Source organism: Rhizobium rhizogenes NBRC 13257 (assembly GCF_000696095.1).
Taxonomy (GTDB): domain Bacteria; phylum Pseudomonadota; class Alphaproteobacteria; order Rhizobiales; family Rhizobiaceae; genus Rhizobium; species Rhizobium rhizogenes.
The window spans coordinates 185,595-204,922 of record NZ_BAYX01000003.1 but is presented as its reverse complement, the minus strand read 5'-3'; the positions used below and the strand labels follow the sequence as shown (position 1 = coordinate 204,922).

The following is a 19,328-nucleotide window of genomic DNA, read 5'->3' as shown; positions in this document are numbered from 1 at the left end:
CAGATCGCCTGGAACAACTAAGAATTGCGGACGTTAAGTCTCGTCGAGTTAGTATCCGGAGGAGGATCCCCATGGCGACCGAGACGAATTTCGAAACTTCGCGCGGCAAAGGCGGCGAGACACATCAGCATGTGCCGGCCAAGGGGCCGCATGGAGGCGTCGATCATTTGACGACAGACCAGGGCACTCCTGTCTCCGACAATCAGAACAGCCTGAAATCCGGCGTGCGCGGGCCGACTCTTCTTGAAGATTTCGTGCTGCGCGAAAAGATCTTTCATTTTGATCACGAACGCATTCCCGAGCGCATCGTACATGCGCGCGGGTCAGGCGCGCATGGATTTTTCGAACTCTATGAGCCTCTCTCCGACATCACCAAGGCGGATCTGTTCCAGCGCAAGGGCGAAAAAACACCGGTCTTCGTCCGCTTCTCAACCGTTGCCGGTGGCGCCGGCTCTGTCGATACGCCACGCGACGTACGCGGCTTCGCGGTGAAATTCTACACAAAGCAAGGCAATTGGGATCTCGTCGGCAACAATATCCCGGTCTTCTTCATCCAGGATGCGATCAAGTTTCCGGATCTCGTCCACGCGGTCAAAATGGAGGCGGACAGGGCCTATCCGCAAGCCGGCAGTGCCCACGACACCTTCTGGGACTGGGCATCCTTGATGCCGGAAGCGACCCATATGCTGATGTGGGCGATGTCGGATCGCGCCATTCCTCGCTCGCTCCGCATGATGCAGGGCTTTGGTATCCACACGTTCCGTCTCGTCAACGAGGCCGGCAAGTCCACCTTCGTGAAATTCCATTGGCGACCGAAGCTTGGCATGCAGTCGCTGGTGTGGGACGAAGCGTTGAAGCTGCAGGCGGCCGACAACGACTATCATCGCCGCGACCTGTTTGAGACGATCGCCGCCGGCCATTTTCCAGAATGGGAGCTGGGGCTGCAGCTCTTCGACGACAAGTTCGCCGAGAGCCTTCCATATGATGTCCTCGATCCTACCAAGCTCATTCCGGAAGAGATCCTGCCGCTCAAGATCGTCGGCCGAATGGTGCTCGACCGAAATCCCGACAATTTCTTTGCCGAGACCGAGCAGGTCGCCTTCTGTCCGGCCAATATCGTGCCGGGTGTCGATTTCACCAACGATCCGCTGCTACAGGGGCGCCTCTTCAGCTATCTCGACACACAGAAATCACGGCTTGGCACCGCGAATTTCCATCAATTGCCGATCAACGCGCCAAAATGCCCGGTGATGAACTTCCAGCGCGACGGCCAGATGCAGATGAACGTACCCAAGGGCCGCGCCAATTACGAACCCAACAGCCTCAGCGAGAACGGCGAGCCTGGCGGTCCGCGTGAATGTCCCGTCACCGGCTTCCAGACCTTCGCCCACCAGGCGGGGGAAGGAGAGCAAGGTGACAAGTTGCGGGCACGCGGTGAACTCTTTGCCGACCACTACAGCCAGGCGCGCCTGTTCTGGAAGTCGCAAACACCCTCGGAACAGGCCCATATCGCCTCCGCCTTCGCGTTCGAGCTGTCGAAGGTGCAGCTTGAGCAGGTGCCGCCTCGCGTGGTCGGCAACCTCATGAATGTCGACGCCGATCTGGCAAAGCGTGTTGCTGCCGGCCTCGGCATCGCCCTGCCGAACAGGAACCCTCCCGTTCGCAAGCCGATCGATCTCGATCCCTCGCCTGCCCTTTCGATCCATAAGAACATGAAGGAGACGCTGGAGGGGCGCACGGTCGGCATTCTGATCGCAGACGGCAGTGACGCCAAGGCGATCTCCGACCTGGTCAAGTCCCTGACCAAAGCCGGCGCCACGCCCTTCATCGTTGCGCCAAAAGTGGGAGAAACGAAGCTTTCGGACAGCAGCACGCTCAAGGCCGACGGACAACTTCTCGGTTCGCCGTCACAGCTCTTCGATGCCGTGGCGATCATCCTGTCGAACGAAGGCGCGGCAAAGCTCGTCAAGGAGGGCGCCGCCGTACAATGGGCAATGGATGCCTTCGGCCATCTGAAGGCCATTGGTCATAACATTCCGGCCAAACCGCTCCTCGACAAGGCGGGTATTCAACCGGGCGCCGGCGTTGTCGAGCTTGCCTCCTTTGTCGGCGCGGCCGCCAAACGCTACTGGGATCGCGAGCCCCTCGTCCGTACGCTTGCGTAAGCAACGGGGCACATTCACGTCGTCGGAAGAAGGGCGCTTCCCGACGACAACGACGCCCGCCGGTCGATGACGATCGGCGGGCGTTGGATATTGAGGATCGCGATTTTGCAGCCGCCGCCCAGGCTAGCGCTCGAAGGCTTTATTTTGGGACGCCGTGTGCCGGACCGTCATCCTTGACTTCGCGCGGTGTCGGCGTAGGGATGACGCCGTGCTGAGGATCCGTCACATCCTGCCCCTTCGAGCCATCCGCACCAGTTGAAAGCTCTCGATCACGGGTCTTACGTCTGGCGTCTCGCAGGCTCCCTGCCTCTTCGATGAGAGAGGTAAGCTCCTCTTCGGAGAAGTCGGACAGATCAAAGGTCTTGGTCATGATAGCCTCCTGGATGGCTCGGTTTCTCCCAAACTAAACGCGCGACTTCATGAAACGACCCAAGGCTGCAAGAAGATTTTGATAAAGCGCGACAGTCCGAGCCGAAAACACAGCGCTACCGGCATCAAGCGCGGATCATACAACAAGGCGATCGGCCTTGACCATGAGGCGGATCGACAACCCTTCACGGTTCCATTCGCGGGAAATCTCACCACCGAGCTGACTGCGGACCGTTGCCTTGGCGAGGATACTGCCAAAACCATCTCCATCGGTCTGCCGATCAACCTGTGGCCCGCCACTCTCGGTCCACGTCAGGATAAAGTGTTCCCCGTCCTCGGCGCATGCGATATCGACGCGCCCGTCCGAGGTGGAAAGAGCTCCATATTTCGCGGCGTTGGTTGCAAATTCATGCAGCAGCAATGCAAAGCTCGTGACCGCGCTGCCGCTAATGGCGATATCGGGACCCGTAACGATGGCTCGCGATTGCCGGCTGTCGGTGGTGATATCGTAGGGCGCCACAATCGTCTGGATCAGGGCATGCAGCGTGGTTGCCTGCTCGTTTCGACTGGCGGCGCCAGACGTGCGAGGAACCGTCAAGGCATGCGCGCGCGCCAACGCGTTCAATCGGGCCGAAACAGCGGAGGCAAGCTCTCCAGGTGTTGTCGCGGCGCGCGCGCTCAGAGACACAACGCTGCTTGCAAGGCTGAACAGGTTTTTGACGCGGTGGTCCATCTCCCTGATCAGCAGATGTTGCTGCTCTTCAGCGCGCCGGCGCTCGGTTATATCGCGCGCGATCTTGGACACGCCGATGACACGGCCTTCGCGATTTTTGATCGGCGAGACCGATAGCGATATCTCAACGAGACTGCCGTCCTTCCGGCGTCGGATCGTTTCATAGTGGTCGATGCGTTCGCCACGGCGGATGCGAGCCAGGAGTTCCGGCTCCTCGTTCTGCCGATCAAGCGGGATAAGCATGAGGACGGGCTGGCCGATCGCTTCCTGCGCCGTATAACCGTAAAGCCGCTCGGCACCACGGTTCCAGCTGACGATTTTACCGTTCAAGTCCTTGGCGAGGATCGCGTCGTCGGACGATTCGACGATGGCCGCAAACCGTTGGGCCGCCTCTTCAACACTCGCGCGATCGGTCAGATCGACGAGCATATTGACGGCACCGCTAAGGTTGCCGGCGGCATCGAAGATCGGCGTTGGAAATGCAAGGAACGCGGTACGCGTACCGTCCGGGCGCTCGGCAATCGCTTCAAGCCCTCTGACGGCGCGCCTCTCTTTCAGCGCGATCGCCATGGGGCATTCGTCATGCGGCAGAAGCGTTCCGTCGGGCCAGTAGAGTTTCCAGGAGCCGCAGAATTCGCTCTCACCAAGCTTGGGGCTGACACCCCACATCTCGGTTGCTGCCTTGTTGTAGAAGGTGATCCGGCCGAGTGCATCGGTCGTGTAAACAGCCTCCGGTAACGCTTCCAGAATGTCTTGAAGTGCCAGCGGATGGTGGATTAAATTGGGTTGAGACCCGCTTCTCGCGGACATGTCGACGTATTCGGCGACCGTCTCATTCTCGTTGGTCGACAGATGGCTCATCCCGTATGCTCCATTATCCAGCAAGGCTCACATACCGATGTCTCGACAAGCGTAGGTCTTCTTCGCATGATGTTAAAGTACAATCGGAGAGCATCATAGTTTAGTGATGGAATACGCTGGCGCATTGATCCCGAGGCCATGGAAACGGTTGCAACCGCAACGATGATCTTTTCACGAGGTTTCCTTCATAGCCTGGGTGTATTTGTTCGCACGACCGTTGCTCATCGGCCGTCACGGCAGATATGGCAGGCCGGAAGACCGGCAATATCTGCCTGCGTGGCGATATTATTGACGACGCGATTGCCGGCATATTCGCCGGCAATCGCAATTGCTGTCTCACGCGCCTGATCGCTCGTCGCGACGCCCGAGAGTACGATAGTGCCTTCTGTCGCGGTCACGTCGATCCTTGAACCCTCGAGCCCATCGGCATAGGCAATCAGGCAGCGGATAGCTGCACAGGTCGCACACCTATCTGACCCGGTCGTCAGCGATGAAAGCTTGGCCAGAAAGAGCATCGAAGGTGCCTCCGTGAGATCGTATGATCGGGAATTCAGGCGGCTATCACCTCATCGAAGAATGTCTTTGACGGCATCCTTGGCCTTGCCAACTTCACTCTGGATCTTTCCTTCGGTCTTCTCGGCGGTACCCTCTGCCTTCAGCCGATCATTGCCAGTCAACTTCCCGGCCGTCTCCTTGATCGATCCCGCTGCTTCCTTGGCTGCGCCTTTGATACGGTTCTTATCCATCGTCTCTTCTCCTTGGGTTGGGTCTAGAACGAAGCGGCGTCGGGCTTTCGACCGAAGCCATGCCCCAAGAATTAGAGCCTCAGAACGACAGATTGCAGATCAGAAAATACTAGGCAAGCTAGTAGGAAATAGCCTTTTCTCACTCCATCCGCTTCATTTCGCGAATGCAGGCCTTATCGAGCCTGGCGCGAGCATCGAGCCGTCACTTTGACTTAAGGCCCTTGGACGATGCTGAGGCGCCTGTGAAACCACGCTCCCTGGCCCAGATGACGGCGGCGGCTCGCCGGTTTACGCCAATCTTTATGTAAAGCGATGCGACATGGTTGCGAATGGTGTTCTTGGATAGATGAAGCGTCTCACTCATCTCCGCATCGCTTTGACCACGACAGATCAGGGCAAGAATTTCCTTCTCTCGATCGCTGAGATCGAGCAGCTGGGCCGAGGGAGCCTTGCCGCTCGACACCTGCCGCAATGTGGCGAGACGATCGACGACCGAGCGGCTGAACCACGAGGTATCGGCCATGACGCTCTCGATTGCTTCGACCAATTCCGCTTCGCTGCGCTTGCGTTCGGTGATGTCCTGCAATGACCAGATCACGCATTGCTGATCGCCGATTTCGACGCGCTCGGCGGATACGAGACAATCCGCTGTCCCACCGTCCTTTTGCTTCATACGCATCGCTTCATCGCGAACTGCTATGGTGTCCGCAAGCTTCTTTTCCACGGCGCGCCGGGCGGCGATATTGTCCCATAGGCGCAATTCGCTTGCCGTCTTTCCAACGATCTCCTCGAGGCTGTAGCCCGAGAGCTGGACGAAAGCATCGTTGACCTCCGTGAAAACGAAATCATCGAGACGGGAGATCGCCGCGGCAGCAGGCGAGAGCCTGAATGACTTCGAGAACCGCTCTTCGCTCTGGCGAAGTGCGTTCTGTGCCTTTCGCCGCGCATCAAGATCCGCGAATGTGAACAACATGCATGGCTCTTCGCCGACGGCAATCGGTTCGCCGGCAACGATCACCAGGCAATCGCGACCGCCCGGAAGAGGAAGCAGGGCCTCCCGCTGCCGGATCATCTTTCCTTCCATGAGCTTCGCCGTGGCGTCCTCGCCCGTATCGCAATTGGCAAAGAGGCCGATCTGATCGACGGTCTTTCCGATGACCTCTTCCCGGGTATAGTTCGTCATCTCCACGAAGCCCGGGTTGACGCGGATGAAACGAAGATCCTCAAGGCGACAAATCAGGCCAGGCGCAGGATTGGCATTAAAGGCGCGTTCGAAGCGCTCTTCCGCCTCGAACAGCGACGTCTCGTCCCGGATCACGAGCGCGAGTACGTTAGGTCGGTCACCGGCATCAGCGATGATCAGACTGCGGACTGTGTGAACCCAGACGAGATCCGGGTCGCAGGCTGGCGATATTTCGACGGTCACCTCATCGACCGTCTCGCCATCGAGCAGCCGCTCGATCGGATATTGGCCTTCCTCCAGCGGATGGTTGTTGCGGTATCTGAGTGCAAATGCTTTCCGGTAGCCTTCAACATCGCCGCCAAGCTCCTCGATTGCGGAGACCCTGTGCATTTGAAGCGCTGCACTATTTGCCCAGGAAATCCCTCCTTCAGGGTCAAGCAGGACAATGCCATCGCTCAACCCAGCAACGAGTTCCCGTAGTATAGTTCCGTTTACATTTGGCGGCTGCAGCCCGTCGGTCATGCAAATCCTTACATCGCTTCTCTCCGGTTAAATAGAGACGTGTTGCGATAAAGGAAGCGTCGGCAATGCATCGGCTTGCCTGAATCCTCCGATGGTCACTGTGCGCTTACCGTCAATATAATTGAAAGGTACGGATCAATTCCGAGGCACGCCGCGTTACCCATGCTCTGATGCTTGTCTTGAACCGCGCCGATTCATACCTGCTGTCACCAGCTTCACAGGCGGGGTGACCAAAGAGAATTGAGACTGCAATGACCAATGCCCACATTACCGTTCTCGTGGTCGAGGACGAACCACTAATGAGGATGGACATTTCCGATGCACTGGAGGATGGCGGGTTCCTGGTCTTGGAGGCTGCAAACGCCGACGAAGCCATTGTTATCCTGGTGGAACACACGGAAATACAGGCCCTGTTCACCGACATCGACATGCCCGGCAGCATGGACGGGCTCATGCTGGCGATCGCTGTTCGCGATCGCTGGCCGCCCATCAAGATCATCGTAACCTCCGGCCACCAATCCATTCGAGAAGAGAACCTTCCGGTCGATGGGCGGTTTTTCAGCAAACCCTACGATCCCGAGAAAATTGTCAGCACAATACGGGAAATGGTGGCGGCCTGAGCGCGGGCGATACTCTGAGGAGACACAATGACGCTGCGGCACTCCTTGGAGCGTCAGCGCTGACGGCTGTCGCCCAGACATGCCTTTTATCCTTCTTTCCAGACATTGGTGCCCATGACATCTACTATGCGGTTTCATCACCCCAGGTGCGTTCCAGCAGTGAAAGCCAGTTGGAATGCGCGATCTTCGTCAGCGCCTCATTGTCGTAACCGGCCGCTTGCAGCGCGCTGAGCAGGCGCGGCAGGCCGGTGACGTCCCCGATCTTGTTCGAGATTAATGTGCCGTCGAAATCCGATCCCAAGGCGACATGGTCGATGCCCACGCGTTCAACCAGATAGTCGATGTGGCGCACCATCACCGAAATATCCGTTCCGCTGTCGGCCTTGCCCTCGGGGTGGAGGAACTTGACACCGAAATTCAACCCGATGAGGCCGCCCGTCTCGCGGATCGCATCGAGCTGCCTGTCGGTCGCGTTGCGGCTATGGGGGCAAATCGCAAAGGCGTTCGAATGCGAGGCAACGAGCGGCGCATCCGAGATTTCCGCGACATCCCAGAACCCGGCATCGTTCATATGCGAAAGGTCAATCATGATCTTCAGCCGGTTGCACAGCCGGATCAGGTCGCGGCCGGCTTCGATCAATCCGGGGCCGATATCGGGACCATGGCCGAAGCGGAAGGGCACGCCATGCGCGAAGATGTTCGGGCGGCTCCAGACCGGACCGAGCGTCCGCAGGCCCGCCGCGTGGAGCACATGGAGAAGATCGAGATCCGGCCCGACAGCCTCAATTCCCTCGATATGGAAGACCGCGGCGAAACTGCCATACTCGATTGCCGTATGGATTTCCGCCACCGACGTGCAGACCGTGAAAGCGCCTTCCGACTGCGCCTCGATCCGACGCAGGAGAGCGGCTTGCGCGATCGTGTGATCCAGCGCGCTCTGACGATCGACCCACGGCAGATCGCCGTTGGCATCCGGCACCCTACCGGCTCCAGGGACATAGACAGCGCAAAGTCCGCCGACAAGGCCGCCTTGCCTTGCCCGGGGAAGGTCGATGTGTACGCCCTCCTGCCCATTCAGGAAGCGCGTCTCTGCGCCCACCCGCCCCTCGCTCATCAGGCGCGACAGGATATCGTTATGCCCATCGAATACGGGGATATAGATCGGATCTTCGCTCATTCTTGCCTCCGTCACAGCGTGACCTCGTAGATTGTCTCGTGGGTAGCGACAACCTCGCCGGCGGCATCGATGGCCACCAGCTTCGCCCCGATGTGATAGGGCGCGAGATCACCATTGACAACACCATCCGCAGCGCTGGCGAGATCCTGCTTCAGATAGGCCAGGCGGGACGCAATTTCATGTCCGACCACATAGCGGATGAAAAACGCGCTCCTGCCGGGCCAGGCGATTTGCGTCAACTGAACGCGATGTCGCCGATCACCCGCACACGCACGCGCCGTGCGCCGCCTGGCAGGTAAGCGATCGGGATATCCTCGACCTCGAGGGTCTTGAGGCTTGCACGGCTCGCGCCGGAAGCGACGGCGGCATCTCGCGCCCCTTCCTCGGCTTTTGCGAGCGCCTCATCGCGGCTCAGCCCCGAGAACACCTGATCGACTTCACCGGAGACCTGCGCCATCGCAGCACCCAGCGCATTCGCCACACCCGCGTTCTCGACGCGAAGAACTTCGGAGGCTCCGGCGATCTTATCCGGGATCAGGAAGGCCCCGCCGCCGACCGCAATCAGAGGCACGTCTTCCGCCGAGGTCTTCATCTGATCGAAGCTGTCCGTCACCATATCGCGGATACGACCGAGGCTTGTCCTGACGAAGGTCGGATCGAGATCTTTCACGCGGTCCCTGTCACCCATCTCGATCAGCCCTGCTGCGACCGCAATATCCGACGTGGTCAACGTGTTGCCGCCGAAGACGCGTGCTTCAGTCAATATGCGATAGCCGACCGAACGCGGGCCTATCTTGCCGGTTTCCGGATCGATGATCGTTCCGCCGCCAAGCGCAATCGGCAGGAGGTCGGGCATGCGGAACAGCGTGCGTACCCCGCCAATATGGACGATATTGTTCGCCTCGCGCGGAAAACCGCCGACAAGGCAGCCGATATCCGAGGTGGTGCCACCGACATCGACGACCATGGCATCCATGAGCCCGGTCAGGAAAGCTGCGCCACGCATCGAGTTCGTCGGTCCGGAGGCGAAACTATGGACCGGGTTTGCCGCCGCCATATCGGCAAGCGCCACCGTGCCGTCATTCTGCGTCAGATAGAAAGGCGCGGCCAAACCCGCCTCTCGCAGTGCATCCGAAAAAGCCTGCACGGTTGTCTTGCCGAGGGATTGCAGCGCCGCATTCAAAAGCGCGACGTTCTCGCGCTCCAGAAGCCCGATCCGGCCGAGCGTGTGCGACAACGTGATCCGCGCATCCGGGATCACCGAACGGACGATCTCGGCCGCCCTGACCTCGCATTCGGTCGTCAGCGGCGAGAAGGTGGCCGAGATCGCGATCGAGGTAATGCCCGCGTCGCGGATCTTCATCGCCGCTTCGCGGATCTCGTCGGGGATCATCGGCACCAGCAAGCTGCCGTCATATTCGTGGCCGCCATGCACCATGAAGACCAGCGGATCGACCGCAGCACGCAGATCCTCCGGCCAGTCGCACATCGGCGGCAGCGATGCGCCGGTCGGCAACGCGATGCGGATCGCCGCGACGCGCTCCAGGCGCGCGCGCTCGACCACTGCATTCGTGAAATGCGTCGTCCCGATCATCACCGCGTCGATGGGCCGCCCACCCGCGCCCTCGTGCCCCGCCACATGGCTCAACGCCGCCTTCACGCCCGACATCACATCCTGCGTCGTGGGAACCTTGATCGAGGCGATGATGTTTTCGCCGTCGATCAAAACGGCATCCGTATTGGTGCCGCCAACGTCAATACCGATGCGCTTCATGCGAATACCGATCTGAAATCAATGTCATAACCAAAGGCACGAGGCCCAACGGCTGCGATCCCCGCGGGTGTCGTCAGAAGTTTCGGGGCAGGCAGAGCCACGACCGTCACGCGCTGGCCGTAGCGCACCGATTCAGTCCCGATCGCGCCGCCCGAAATCGTGTCGAGAAGGCACAGAAGATCCGGCGTCATTGCAACGGGCTCGCCGTCACGGAACGCGACCGCCCATTCGTTCTGGAAGGCCAGCTCCATGCGCGCACCCTTATCCGCGTCGATGCCTTCAATCACCGTGCGGCCTCGCAGGAAGCCGCCGGTGGTCTCGCGCGCGACGTCGATCACCTTGCCGCGGAACAGCTGCTTGCCGCCCTCGTGGTCGAGGACCGCCTTCACCGGATTGTCGTGGCGCGCACGCGCCTCGATCACGACCCGGCCGAGTTCGGTTGCCTTGGTGATCGTATAGTGAATGCCCCATTCCTTGACCTCTCGGCCGGTGCGGGGCGCCTTGCAGGTGGCGGCGGTCGAGCCGACCTCGGTGCAGATCTTGCGCGATATCCGCTCCATCCATTTCCACGACGCCGCTCGGGTGATGATGACTTCATTTTCGCGCACGTCGACCAGCGAAAGCGGGAACATCGGCAGATTGCCGATGGCAAAGGAGGTCATCTGCGCCTCCGGATAGGCGCGGCCCATCGCATCGGCGTTGACGACCGGGCGGCCGAGCATGGCGGCGGCGAGGAAGGAGGACAGCGCATTCGAACCGCCAATCTCGACGCTCATGATCGCGCGGAAGGGCTTGCCAAGGTAATCCTCCATGACCTCGACCGCGCGGGCAAGATGAACGGGATCGCCCAGCCGCTCCTGGCCGACCAGCGGCGCGCCCATCTTCGAGACGACGGCAACCATGTCGTCGTCGTCGAGCGCCATCGGGTCCATCACCTGAACACGCCGGCCCTCGGCATAGAGCCGGCGGAGGTTCAGCGTCGAGATATAGGGATTGCCGCCGCCCCCGGTCCCCAGAATCCAGGCACCCGTTGCAAGCGGCTCGATGTCGTCTTCGGAAAATTCCTGAAGCATGTGTCACCTTCGGCAATAGCGTTCCCGACCCCAAAACGGGCCGGGTCTGCTTGTCTGGAATGCGAGGATCAGTTCGCCTTGCAGTCCCAATGGAAGTTCGAGAAATTCAGGTCCCAGCTTTGCATCGGGATGAACTCGTAACCTTGCAAGCATTTGTTCGCGGCATAACGGCGGTTCGGCGACACGGCCCAAACGTCTGGCTGCAGATCGACGAGCTTCGCCTGAAGCTCCTTATAGGCCGCATTCTGTTCCTTGACGTCGGTGGTCGCCCGCGCCTTGTCGATCAGCGCATCGACCTCCGGATTCTGCAGCCATTCCATCGACATCCAGGTACCTGAAGCCTTGGAGTGATACTGGTTGTAGAATATCGCATCCGGCGAGGGATAATTGGGCGAGATGTTGACCTGCGTCGAAGCCGGCGTCGTTTCCGGTTTGGAGGAAAGTTCGACGATGCGGTTCCACGGCTCGGGCTTGATGTCGAGCGTGATGCCGATCTGTTCAAGATTTGCCTGCATCAGCAGCGCCACATCCGCCTCGAAGGCGAGCGAGGCGACATAGCTGTTGACCAGCGTGATCTTCTGGCCAGCGTACTTCGACTTGGCAAGCTCTTCCTTGGCCTTTTCGAGGTCGAAGACGCCGGGCTGGATATCGTCGCTATGGGCGTCCTTGAACGCGGTCGAAAGCGGGCCGGTCATGTCGAAGCCTGGATAGATCGCCTCCTGAATGGTCTTGTAATCGGTCGCATAGGCGATCGCACGCCGTACATGGACATCATCCGTCGGATAGACCTTGGAGTTCAGCTTGATGACGAAGCCGCCGGCCGTGCCGGTTTGGATCAGCTTGTAGTTCGGCATTTTGCCGATTGTTTCATAGGTGTCGTTGCCCATACCGTGCGAGGAAAGGCCGAGATCACCCTTTTCGGCCAGGGCTTTCACCGTGGCATCGTCGCTCGTCTGAATGAAGCGCACCTCGTCGATCGGCGTGCCCTTGGTCCAGCCGAGGAAATAGTCAGAGTTACGCGCGATCACCATGTCGGCCGAGCGGTTGTAGCTGACGAGCTTGTAGGGGCCAGAGCCCGCCGAATGTTCGCCGACATAGGCTTCGCCCCATTTATCGTCCGGCTTCGTATTGGCCTCGATCAGCTTTTCGTTGAGCGCCATCATCAGTGGCGTCACCGCCATGAAGGGCGAGAACTGACGGTCGAGCTTGATGACAACAGTGGTATCGTCGGGCGCGGTGATGTTTTCGGGCTTCACAAGGCCGACGACAAGGTTCGACGGCCCCTTGTTGATGCCGAGCAGACGCCGGATCGACCAGACAAAGTCCGAAGCCTTGAGCGGCGTGCCGTCCTGGAATTTGGCATCATCACGCAGATGGAAGGTGTAGGTCAGCCCGTCCGGCGCGATGTCCCATGATTTTGCCAGATGGGGGACGATGTCGCCCGAAGGGCTTACCGTCGTCAGGCCGTCATACATGTTCACGATGGCCATGTAGCCGGTATAGTCGGTGACCTTCGCCGGGTCGAGCGAGCTGAAGATCTGCATTGTATTGACGGCAATCGACACCTTGTCGGCCGCCGAAGCCGCAACCGAGGTCAGCGGCAGCGCCATGGCCGTGCCGAGGAACAGTGCGGCAAGGCGCAAACTATTGGAACCCATCTTCATTCACGTTCTCCTCTTGGATGCGGGAACTGGAATTGCCCCGCTTATGGTTATGCTGCTGTCCCCGTAGGAGCAGGCAGCGGTGAATAGGTGATCTCGCGATAGCCGAAAGCCGACGGGCCGACGACATCGAGCGCGCGCGCACTGCGCAGCAGCTCGTGACAGGGGATGGCGACCACGGCGACGCGCTGGCCGTAGCGCAGCATTTCGGTGGTGATCGGATAACCCGTGTCGACATCGAGCAGGACGATCAGATCGGGCACGCAGACCTCGACCTCGCCGTCCCGGCGGAAGATCAGAAATTCGTTCTGGATCGCCACGCTCGCCGTCTGACCGACGCAATCGTCAAAGCCCGCAAGCTCCATGTCACCAACGGCAAAGCCGCCACGCAAATGGCGCTTCAGATCGGTGATCTTGCCGTTGAAGATGCGTCGGCCACCCTCAAGCGCACAGACCGCCGCGATCGGGTCTTCCTGTGCTTTGCGCGCGCGGATCACCGCTTCGCCGAGCGCGATTGCCTTGGTATAGCTTTTCGGAATGCCGTATTGGTGGACGTAGTGCGCCTGCATCGGCGCCGTCGCCAGCATGGCGCCGCCGCCCTGGGCCACGACGCAGGCGCGCGCCATACGCTCGTGCCAGACCTCGGACACGGCATGGCTGAAGATCACGGCGTTGCCATGCAGATCGCACATCACCGAAGGCGTCGAGCTGTGACCATAGATCGAGAAGGTGGTCATCTGCATTTCGGGAAAGGCCCGGCCCATGCCGTCGCAATCCAGGACGGGCAACCCACCAAGCGCCGCCGTGACCAGAGGGTTCATCGCATTCGAGCCGCCGATTTCCTCGCAGACGATGGCATCGATCGGCGTGCGGATCAGCTCCTCCATCGCGCGCAGGCATCGCAGCCCCTCGCGTCCCTCGCGGATGCGTTCCACGCCGACAACAGGTGCCCCGATGCCGCCGATGGACATGCACAGCGCATCCGGCTCGATACTGTCGGTCGCGAGAACCTTCATCTCGTAACCGGCCTTCATCGCCTCAAGCGCGAGAAGCTTGCCCTGATACGGATTGCCGCCGCCGCCGGTGCCGAGAATGCCGGCACCGATCTCCAGCGCGTCGAGGTCTTCCGGTGTCAGCGTGCGCAGGACGGCTTCGTCATACTTCAGCTTGCGCGTCTCAGGCATGATCGCCTCCCATCTCTCCGACGACTTTGACATGAATGCGCGTGGCGTTGCCCGGCAGATAGGCAAGCGGCATGTCCTCTCGCTCGATGACTTCAAGCGTTTCGGCAAGCGCGCCGGCAGCGATCGCTTTCTCACGCGCTTCCGCTTCCGCTTCTGCGAGCGCACTTTCGCGCGTGCGTCCGTCGATTAGCGAGAAGACGCGGTCCGTCTCGCCGCTGATCTGCGCGATGGCGGCGCCGACGGCATTTGCCACGGCGAAATTCTCAGGCCGGATCACCTCCAATTCACCGATACGGTCGGGCATGAGGATGGACCCGCCACCGACCGCTATCACCGGTACAGGCGTCGACGAGATGCGGCTGCGCTCGACGCAGGCTTCGAGCATCGCATCGATCTTCGCGACGGCCGCATCGACCAGCACCTTGTCGAGGTTTTCGACCAGCGCCCTGTCACCCACATCGGCCTTGCCGGAGGCGACGGCGATATCGGTCGCGGTCAGCGTCGTGCCGCCGAAGCACAGGGCTTCCTTGCGAACGCGGTAGCCCACCGACTTTGGTCCCACGGTCAGGCCAGCATCACCTCTGACGACCAGCGAGCCGCCGCCCAGGCCAATGGAAAACACATCGGGCATTCGGAAATTCGTACGCACGCCGCCGATATCGACCGTGGTCGAGGCCTGGCGCGGGAAGCCGTGCGAAAGGGAGCCCACATCCGAGGTGGTGCCGCCGACATCGACGACAACGGCATCCTTGATGCCGGTCAGGAATGCCGCGCCCCGCATCGAATTGGTCGGGCCGGAGGCGAAGGTCAGTACCGGGAAGCCGCGCACGACGTCAGCGGCCATCAGTGTGCCGTCGTTCTGCGTAATATAAAATGGGCAGGGTATCCCCGCAGCCGTCAGTGCCTTGCCGAATGCCGCCACCGTGCGATCCGCGAGCGACAGGAGACTGGCATTCATGATCGTGGCACTCTCGCGGGCAATCAGGCCATGGCGACCGATATCCTTCGACATCACAACCGGCAGACCCGGGCAATGCTGTTGCAAAATCTCCTTGGCGCGGAGCTCCATCGCGTCATTGATGCCACTGAAGACGCAGGTGACCGCTGCTGCCTTCAGACCCTTGGCGCGGATGTCGCCCGCGATCCGGATGATGGCGTCCTCGTCGAGCGGCGAGAGTTCGCGGCCGTCGAATTCATAGCCGCCCTTTACCTGATAGCCGTGATTTCCGACGATCTCGCGGAGATCATCGGGCCAGTCGACCATCGGCGGCAGGCCGGCACCCGACGGCAGGCTAAGGCGGATCGCCGCGACTTCGTCCATGTGACGCCGCTCGATCACCGCATTGGTAAAATGCGTCGTACCGATCATGACAGCCGCGATCCGCGCCCGGTCGATACCGGACGCTTCGATCACCTTTTCGAGTGCTTCGATCACGCCCGACGTCACGTCTTCGGTCGTCGAGGCCTTAACCCCCGCCAGCACGGTCTTTCCATTCAGTACGACAGCGTCCGTATTGGTGCCGCCGACGTCAATTCCAACGCGATACACGTCAGGCTCCTCTTCGATCAATCTATGGTTTTCACGAGGAAGCGCATGCGCTCTTCCTGGGTCACGACGGGTTTCAGGCGCTCCTCCTCGTCGGTGACGACGGGGATCGCGGCAATCAGCGCGCGGGTGTAGGGATGGTTGGGCTCAGCAAAGACCTCGGGCGTCGGCCCCTCTTCGACGATCTCGCCACGCAGCATGATGGCAATGCGCGAGCAGAAATTCCGCATCAGCGAAAGATCATGCGAGATCATCAGGTAGGTGAGACCGAGATCCCGGCGCAATTGCAGGAGCAGTTCGATCACCGTCTTCTGCACCGAGACATCTAGGGCAGCGGTGGGCTCGTCCAGGATCAGGATCTTCGGCTCGGCCGCAAGCGCGCGAGCGATGGCCACGCGCTGCTTCTGGCCGCCTGAAAGTTCGTGCGGATACTTCGCAAGATAGGATTGCGGCAGACGAACGAGATCCATCAGCTCGCTCATTCGCGCCTCCCGCGTCGGCCCATCCATGCCGATGGATTTCAGCGGCAGGGCAAGCGTCTGCTTCACCGTGCGCTTCGGGTTCAGCGAGGTGCCAGGGTTCTGGTAGACGATCTGGGTCAATCGCTTGCCATGCCCCGGCGCGGGAGCGTCGATGGTGATGCTTCCCGAAGTCGGGCGCGACAGGCCCATGATGATGCGAGCCACCGAGGTCTTGCCCGAGCCGGACTCGCCGGCAAGCCCGAAAATTTCGCCCTCGCGCAATGTCAGGTTCACGTCACGCACGGCATGGAAGCCGGGCCGCCGGCCATAGACCTTGTTCAATGCCTCGACCTTGACGATGGGAGCGCGATCGCTTTGCGGCAGGTCGATGACGCGCCGGCCGTAAAGCGGCGGCACCGCCTCGAGGAGCGCCTTGGTATAGGGCTGTTTCGGGCTATGCAGAATCTCGGTGCAAGGACCGGCCTCGACGATATCGCCATGATGCATGACCACGACCCGGTCCGCGACCTTGCGCACGACGCCGAGATTGTGGGTGATCATCAGGAGAGCCATGTTCTCCTCGACGACCAGCTGGTTGATAAGGTTCAGGATCTCGTCCTGCGTGGTCACATCGAGCGCCGTGCCGGGTTCGTCGGCAATCAAGAGCTTCGGCTGATGCAGCAGCGCAAGCCCGATCAGCACGCGCTGACGCATGCCGCCTGAGAGTTCCGACGGATAGGCGTTCATTACGCGCTCGCCGTCGGCAAGCTGAACCCGACGCAGCACCGCCGCGATGCGCAGGCGGCGATCCGCCCTGGACGAGACCACGCCATCGCGCTTGTCGGCAAAGCGCATGACGTCATCGAGATGCGTGCCGATCTTGAACACCGGATTGAAGGACGAAAGCGGGTCCTGCATGATCAGCGAGAACGCCGTGCCCTTCAGCGCTTCGCGCTCGGATCGAGGCATGGTGAGTACGTTACGCCCCGCAACCGCGATCGTGCCTGAGCCGATCGCCGCATTCTTCGGCAGAGTGCCGATGATCGCCTTCGCCGTCACCGACTTGCCCGATCCGGTTTCGCCGATCAGCGCGACGCGCTCTCCGGCGGCCACGGTGAAGCCCACATCGCGCAGCACCTGCCGGGTGCGGCCGTAGGTCGTGAAAGAGACATTGAGGGCCTCGACTTTCAGAAGCGGTTCGGCCATGGGCTCAGCTCTCCACATCGAACATGTCGCGCAAGCCGTCGCCGAGAAGATTGAACCCGAGCGTCACATAGAAAACGGCCGCGCCCGGGCAGAGCACCTCCCACCAGTAATCGGGCATGAACTGCCGCCCGTCGGCGACCATGGAGCCAAGGTCGGGTGTCGGTGGCTTGACGCCGAAACCGAGGAAGCTGAGCGTCGCACCGAACAGGATCACGAAGGCCGCATCCAGCGTCGTCTTCACCGAGATCACCGCGACGCAATTCGGCAGGATCTCGCGAAACAGGATGTGCATCGGACCGGCGCCGGCAAGGCGGGCGGCTTCGATGAAGTCCTCGGAGGCGACCGATTTGGAGACCGAATAGATCAGCCGCGCATGCCACGTCCACCACAGAAGCGTGATTGCGATCATCGCGTTCATCAGCGTTGGCTCGAGCAGGTTGGACACGGCAAGGGCCATCACGAGAGGCGGCATCGCCAACATTACATTTGTTAGCCCGGTGATGACCTTCTCGACCCAGCCGCCGAAATAACCCGCGATTAGGCCGAGCACCGTGCCCACCGGCACCGAAATACCAAGCACGCCGATCACGAGAAGAAGCGAGACGCGCAGACCAAAGACCGTCCGCGAGAAGATATCGCGGCCCGCCTTGTCCGTGCCGAACCAATGCGTCAGGTCCGGCGGCATATGCCGCGCACGGAAATCGACGACCGCACCCACATGCTTCGGATAGGGCGTCAGCCACGGCGCGAAAACCGCCAGTATGACAACCGAGATCAGCATCAACGTACCGATCACCGCAGCCGGATTGCGGCTGAAGCGATACCACATCATGTAACCGTCGCTCAGTCCCCGATCGGAAGCGTCGAGCATATTCATATCGGCCATCAACGTGCCTCCTTGCGGCGCAGGCGCGGGTCAATGATCGAGATCAGGACGTCCACGATCAGGTTCGCAACGATGAAAAACAGCCCGGCCACCAGCACCACGGCGGTGATGGCATTGAGATCCTTCTGCAGGATCGCGGTCAGCCCGTAAGAGGCAAAGCCACCCCAGGCGAAAACCATTTCGATGACGAAGGCATTGCCGATCAGCGATGCGAATTCGAGGCCCATAATGGTCAGCGGCGCGATAGAGGAGAGCTTGAGCAAATAGCGAAAGATGATGACGCGTTCCGGTACGCCGAAGCTTTGCAGCGTCAAGACGTGATCCTTGCGCTGGTTCTCGATCATCGAGGACCGGGTGATCCGGGTGATCTGCCCGATACCCGCCATGGAGAGCGCGAAAGCCGGCAGTGCCAGGTGTTGCAGCGCGTTCAGCATGACATCGAAACGTCCCGCCAGCAGCCCGTCGAGCAACAGGAAACCCGTGGGACCGCCTTGCCAGTTCAACGTGTGATCGATCCTGCCGATGATCGGCCAACCGGGAAGGTAGCGCGCCGCCAGCAGTTGCAGGCTGATCGCAAACAGAAAACTTGGAATCGTCACGCCCGTCAGGGATAGGACCCGCCCGATATGATCCCAGGAGCGATCGCGGTAATGCGCGGTGATGACGCCCAGCGGAATGGCGACCACAAACATGAAGATCACGGAGACGAGCACCAGCTCCACGGTCGCCGGAACAGTCTGGGCCAGGTCTGTCGTGACCGGACGCTGCGAAACGAGCGACATTCCGAGATCGCCGTGCAGGGCGTTGCACACATAGTCGAGATATTGCAGCACCATCGGCTGATCGAGGCCCATCTGAAGACGCAGCGTATCGACCTGTTCCTGCGTCGCCGCCGGGCCGAGCGCCATGCGCGCGGGATCGCCTGGCACGACGCGCGCCAGCAGAAAGATCATGATGGACAGGGCGATCATGACCAGCACGAACGTGCCGATCCGGGTGAGGATCGCGACCAACGGATGTTGCTGCATCGCTAGGGTGCCTTGTTGACCAGCTGCGTAGGGACACAAACATTTCCCTCAACGTCTCTGCAGGCAATCTCACAAAGGTATAGTTTCTTGGTAGATTGGTATAGGTTTCTGCGCGACTGTGATCTATCGGACC

17 protein-coding genes are annotated in these 19,328 nt (G+C 60.6%); 2 read left to right on the top strand and 15 right to left on the bottom strand.

The features are described from left to right. Positions 1–71: 71 nt before the first annotated feature. Positions 72–2,165 carry a catalase gene (locus tag RRH01S_RS07860; protein ID WP_037221958.1) on the top strand — a complete coding sequence of 698 codons (2,094 nt, stop codon included), beginning with the start codon at positions 72–74 and terminating at the stop codon, positions 2,163–2,165. Positions 2,166–2,304: 139 nt separating this feature from the next. Here the strand turns inward: RRH01S_RS07860 and RRH01S_RS07855 are convergent, their stop codons facing one another. The 5 genes from RRH01S_RS07855 to RRH01S_RS07835 all read right to left on the bottom strand — a co-directional run bounded on the left by RRH01S_RS07855 (position 2,305) and on the right by RRH01S_RS07835 (position 6,579). Further along, positions 2,305–2,535, bottom strand: a complete 231-nt coding sequence (locus RRH01S_RS07855) for a hypothetical protein (protein ID WP_007689179.1) — start codon at positions 2,533–2,535, stop codon at positions 2,305–2,307. 135 nt (positions 2,536–2,670) lie between these two features. Beyond that, complete coding sequence (locus RRH01S_RS07850; protein WP_034522452.1) at positions 2,671–4,128, bottom strand: PAS domain-containing HWE histidine kinase family protein; 1,458 nt, start codon at positions 4,126–4,128, stop codon at positions 2,671–2,673. A 221-nt stretch (positions 4,129–4,349) separates the two neighbouring features. Then, positions 4,350–4,643, bottom strand: a complete 294-nt coding sequence (locus tag RRH01S_RS07845; protein ID WP_007689177.1) for a BON domain-containing protein — start codon at positions 4,641–4,643, stop codon at positions 4,350–4,352. 51 nt (positions 4,644–4,694) lie between these two features. Next, complete coding sequence (locus RRH01S_RS07840) at positions 4,695–4,874, bottom strand: CsbD family protein (protein WP_034522454.1); 180 nt, start codon at positions 4,872–4,874, stop codon at positions 4,695–4,697. A 202-nt stretch (positions 4,875–5,076) separates the two neighbouring features. Continuing rightward, entirely contained in the window at positions 5,077–6,579 is a 1,503-nt protein-coding gene (locus tag RRH01S_RS07835) for a helix-turn-helix transcriptional regulator (RefSeq protein ID WP_034522456.1), read from the bottom strand. 251 nt (positions 6,580–6,830) lie between these two features. On the opposite strand from RRH01S_RS07835, the gene RRH01S_RS07830 reads away from it, so the two are divergent. Continuing rightward, on the top strand, positions 6,831–7,199 hold the full coding sequence (locus RRH01S_RS07830; protein ID WP_007689174.1) for a response regulator: 369 nt from the start codon (positions 6,831–6,833) through the stop codon (positions 7,197–7,199). 124 nt (positions 7,200–7,323) lie between these two features. Here the strand turns inward: RRH01S_RS07830 and RRH01S_RS07825 are convergent, their stop codons facing one another. The 10 genes from RRH01S_RS07825 to RRH01S_RS07780 form a co-directional block, all read right to left on the bottom strand. Then, positions 7,324–8,376 (bottom strand): dipeptidase, encoded by a 1,053-nt coding sequence (locus RRH01S_RS07825; RefSeq protein ID WP_042470743.1) that lies wholly within the window; start codon positions 8,374–8,376, stop codon positions 7,324–7,326. Between the two features lie 11 nt (positions 8,377–8,387). Beyond that, positions 8,388–8,615, bottom strand: coding sequence for an isoaspartyl peptidase/L-asparaginase (locus RRH01S_RS07820; protein WP_034522460.1), 228 nt, complete (start codon positions 8,613–8,615; stop codon positions 8,388–8,390). Next, complete coding sequence (locus RRH01S_RS07815; RefSeq protein ID WP_034522461.1) at positions 8,612–10,150, bottom strand: hydantoinase/oxoprolinase N-terminal domain-containing protein; 1,539 nt, start codon at positions 10,148–10,150, stop codon at positions 8,612–8,614. Before RRH01S_RS07815 ends, RRH01S_RS07820 begins: the two co-directional genes overlap by 4 nt. Then, positions 10,147–11,223, bottom strand: a complete 1,077-nt coding sequence (locus RRH01S_RS07810) for an S-methyl thiohydantoin desulfurase family protein (protein ID WP_034522463.1) — start codon at positions 11,221–11,223, stop codon at positions 10,147–10,149. Before RRH01S_RS07810 ends, RRH01S_RS07815 begins: the two co-directional genes overlap by 4 nt. 68 nt (positions 11,224–11,291) lie before the next feature. Further along, positions 11,292–12,887, bottom strand: a complete 1,596-nt coding sequence (locus tag RRH01S_RS07805; protein WP_034522465.1) for an ABC transporter substrate-binding protein — start codon at positions 12,885–12,887, stop codon at positions 11,292–11,294. 47 nt (positions 12,888–12,934) lie between these two features. After that, positions 12,935–14,068: an S-methyl thiohydantoin desulfurase family protein gene (locus RRH01S_RS07800; protein WP_042470735.1), complete on the bottom strand. Its 1,134-nt coding sequence runs from the start codon at positions 14,066–14,068 to the stop codon at positions 12,935–12,937. Beyond that, the gene (locus RRH01S_RS07795; protein WP_034522658.1) at positions 14,061–15,617 is read right to left on the bottom strand and encodes a hydantoinase/oxoprolinase N-terminal domain-containing protein; all 1,557 of its coding nucleotides are present in this window, start codon (positions 15,615–15,617) and stop codon (positions 14,061–14,063) included. The genes RRH01S_RS07800 and RRH01S_RS07795 overlap by 8 nt, the downstream gene beginning before the upstream one ends. Positions 15,618–15,634: 17 nt before the next feature. Continuing rightward, complete coding sequence (locus tag RRH01S_RS07790) at positions 15,635–17,281, bottom strand: ATP-binding cassette domain-containing protein (RefSeq protein ID WP_034522469.1); 1,647 nt, start codon at positions 17,279–17,281, stop codon at positions 15,635–15,637. A 4-nt stretch (positions 17,282–17,285) separates the two neighbouring features. Then, a complete protein-coding gene (locus RRH01S_RS07785; RefSeq protein WP_034522471.1) occupies positions 17,286–18,167 on the bottom strand; it encodes an ABC transporter permease in 882 nt (293 codons plus the stop codon). Next, positions 18,167–19,195: an ABC transporter permease gene (locus RRH01S_RS07780; protein WP_034522473.1), complete on the bottom strand. Its 1,029-nt coding sequence runs from the start codon at positions 19,193–19,195 to the stop codon at positions 18,167–18,169. The genes RRH01S_RS07785 and RRH01S_RS07780 overlap by 1 nt, the downstream gene beginning before the upstream one ends. Positions 19,196–19,328: the final 133 nt, after the last annotated feature.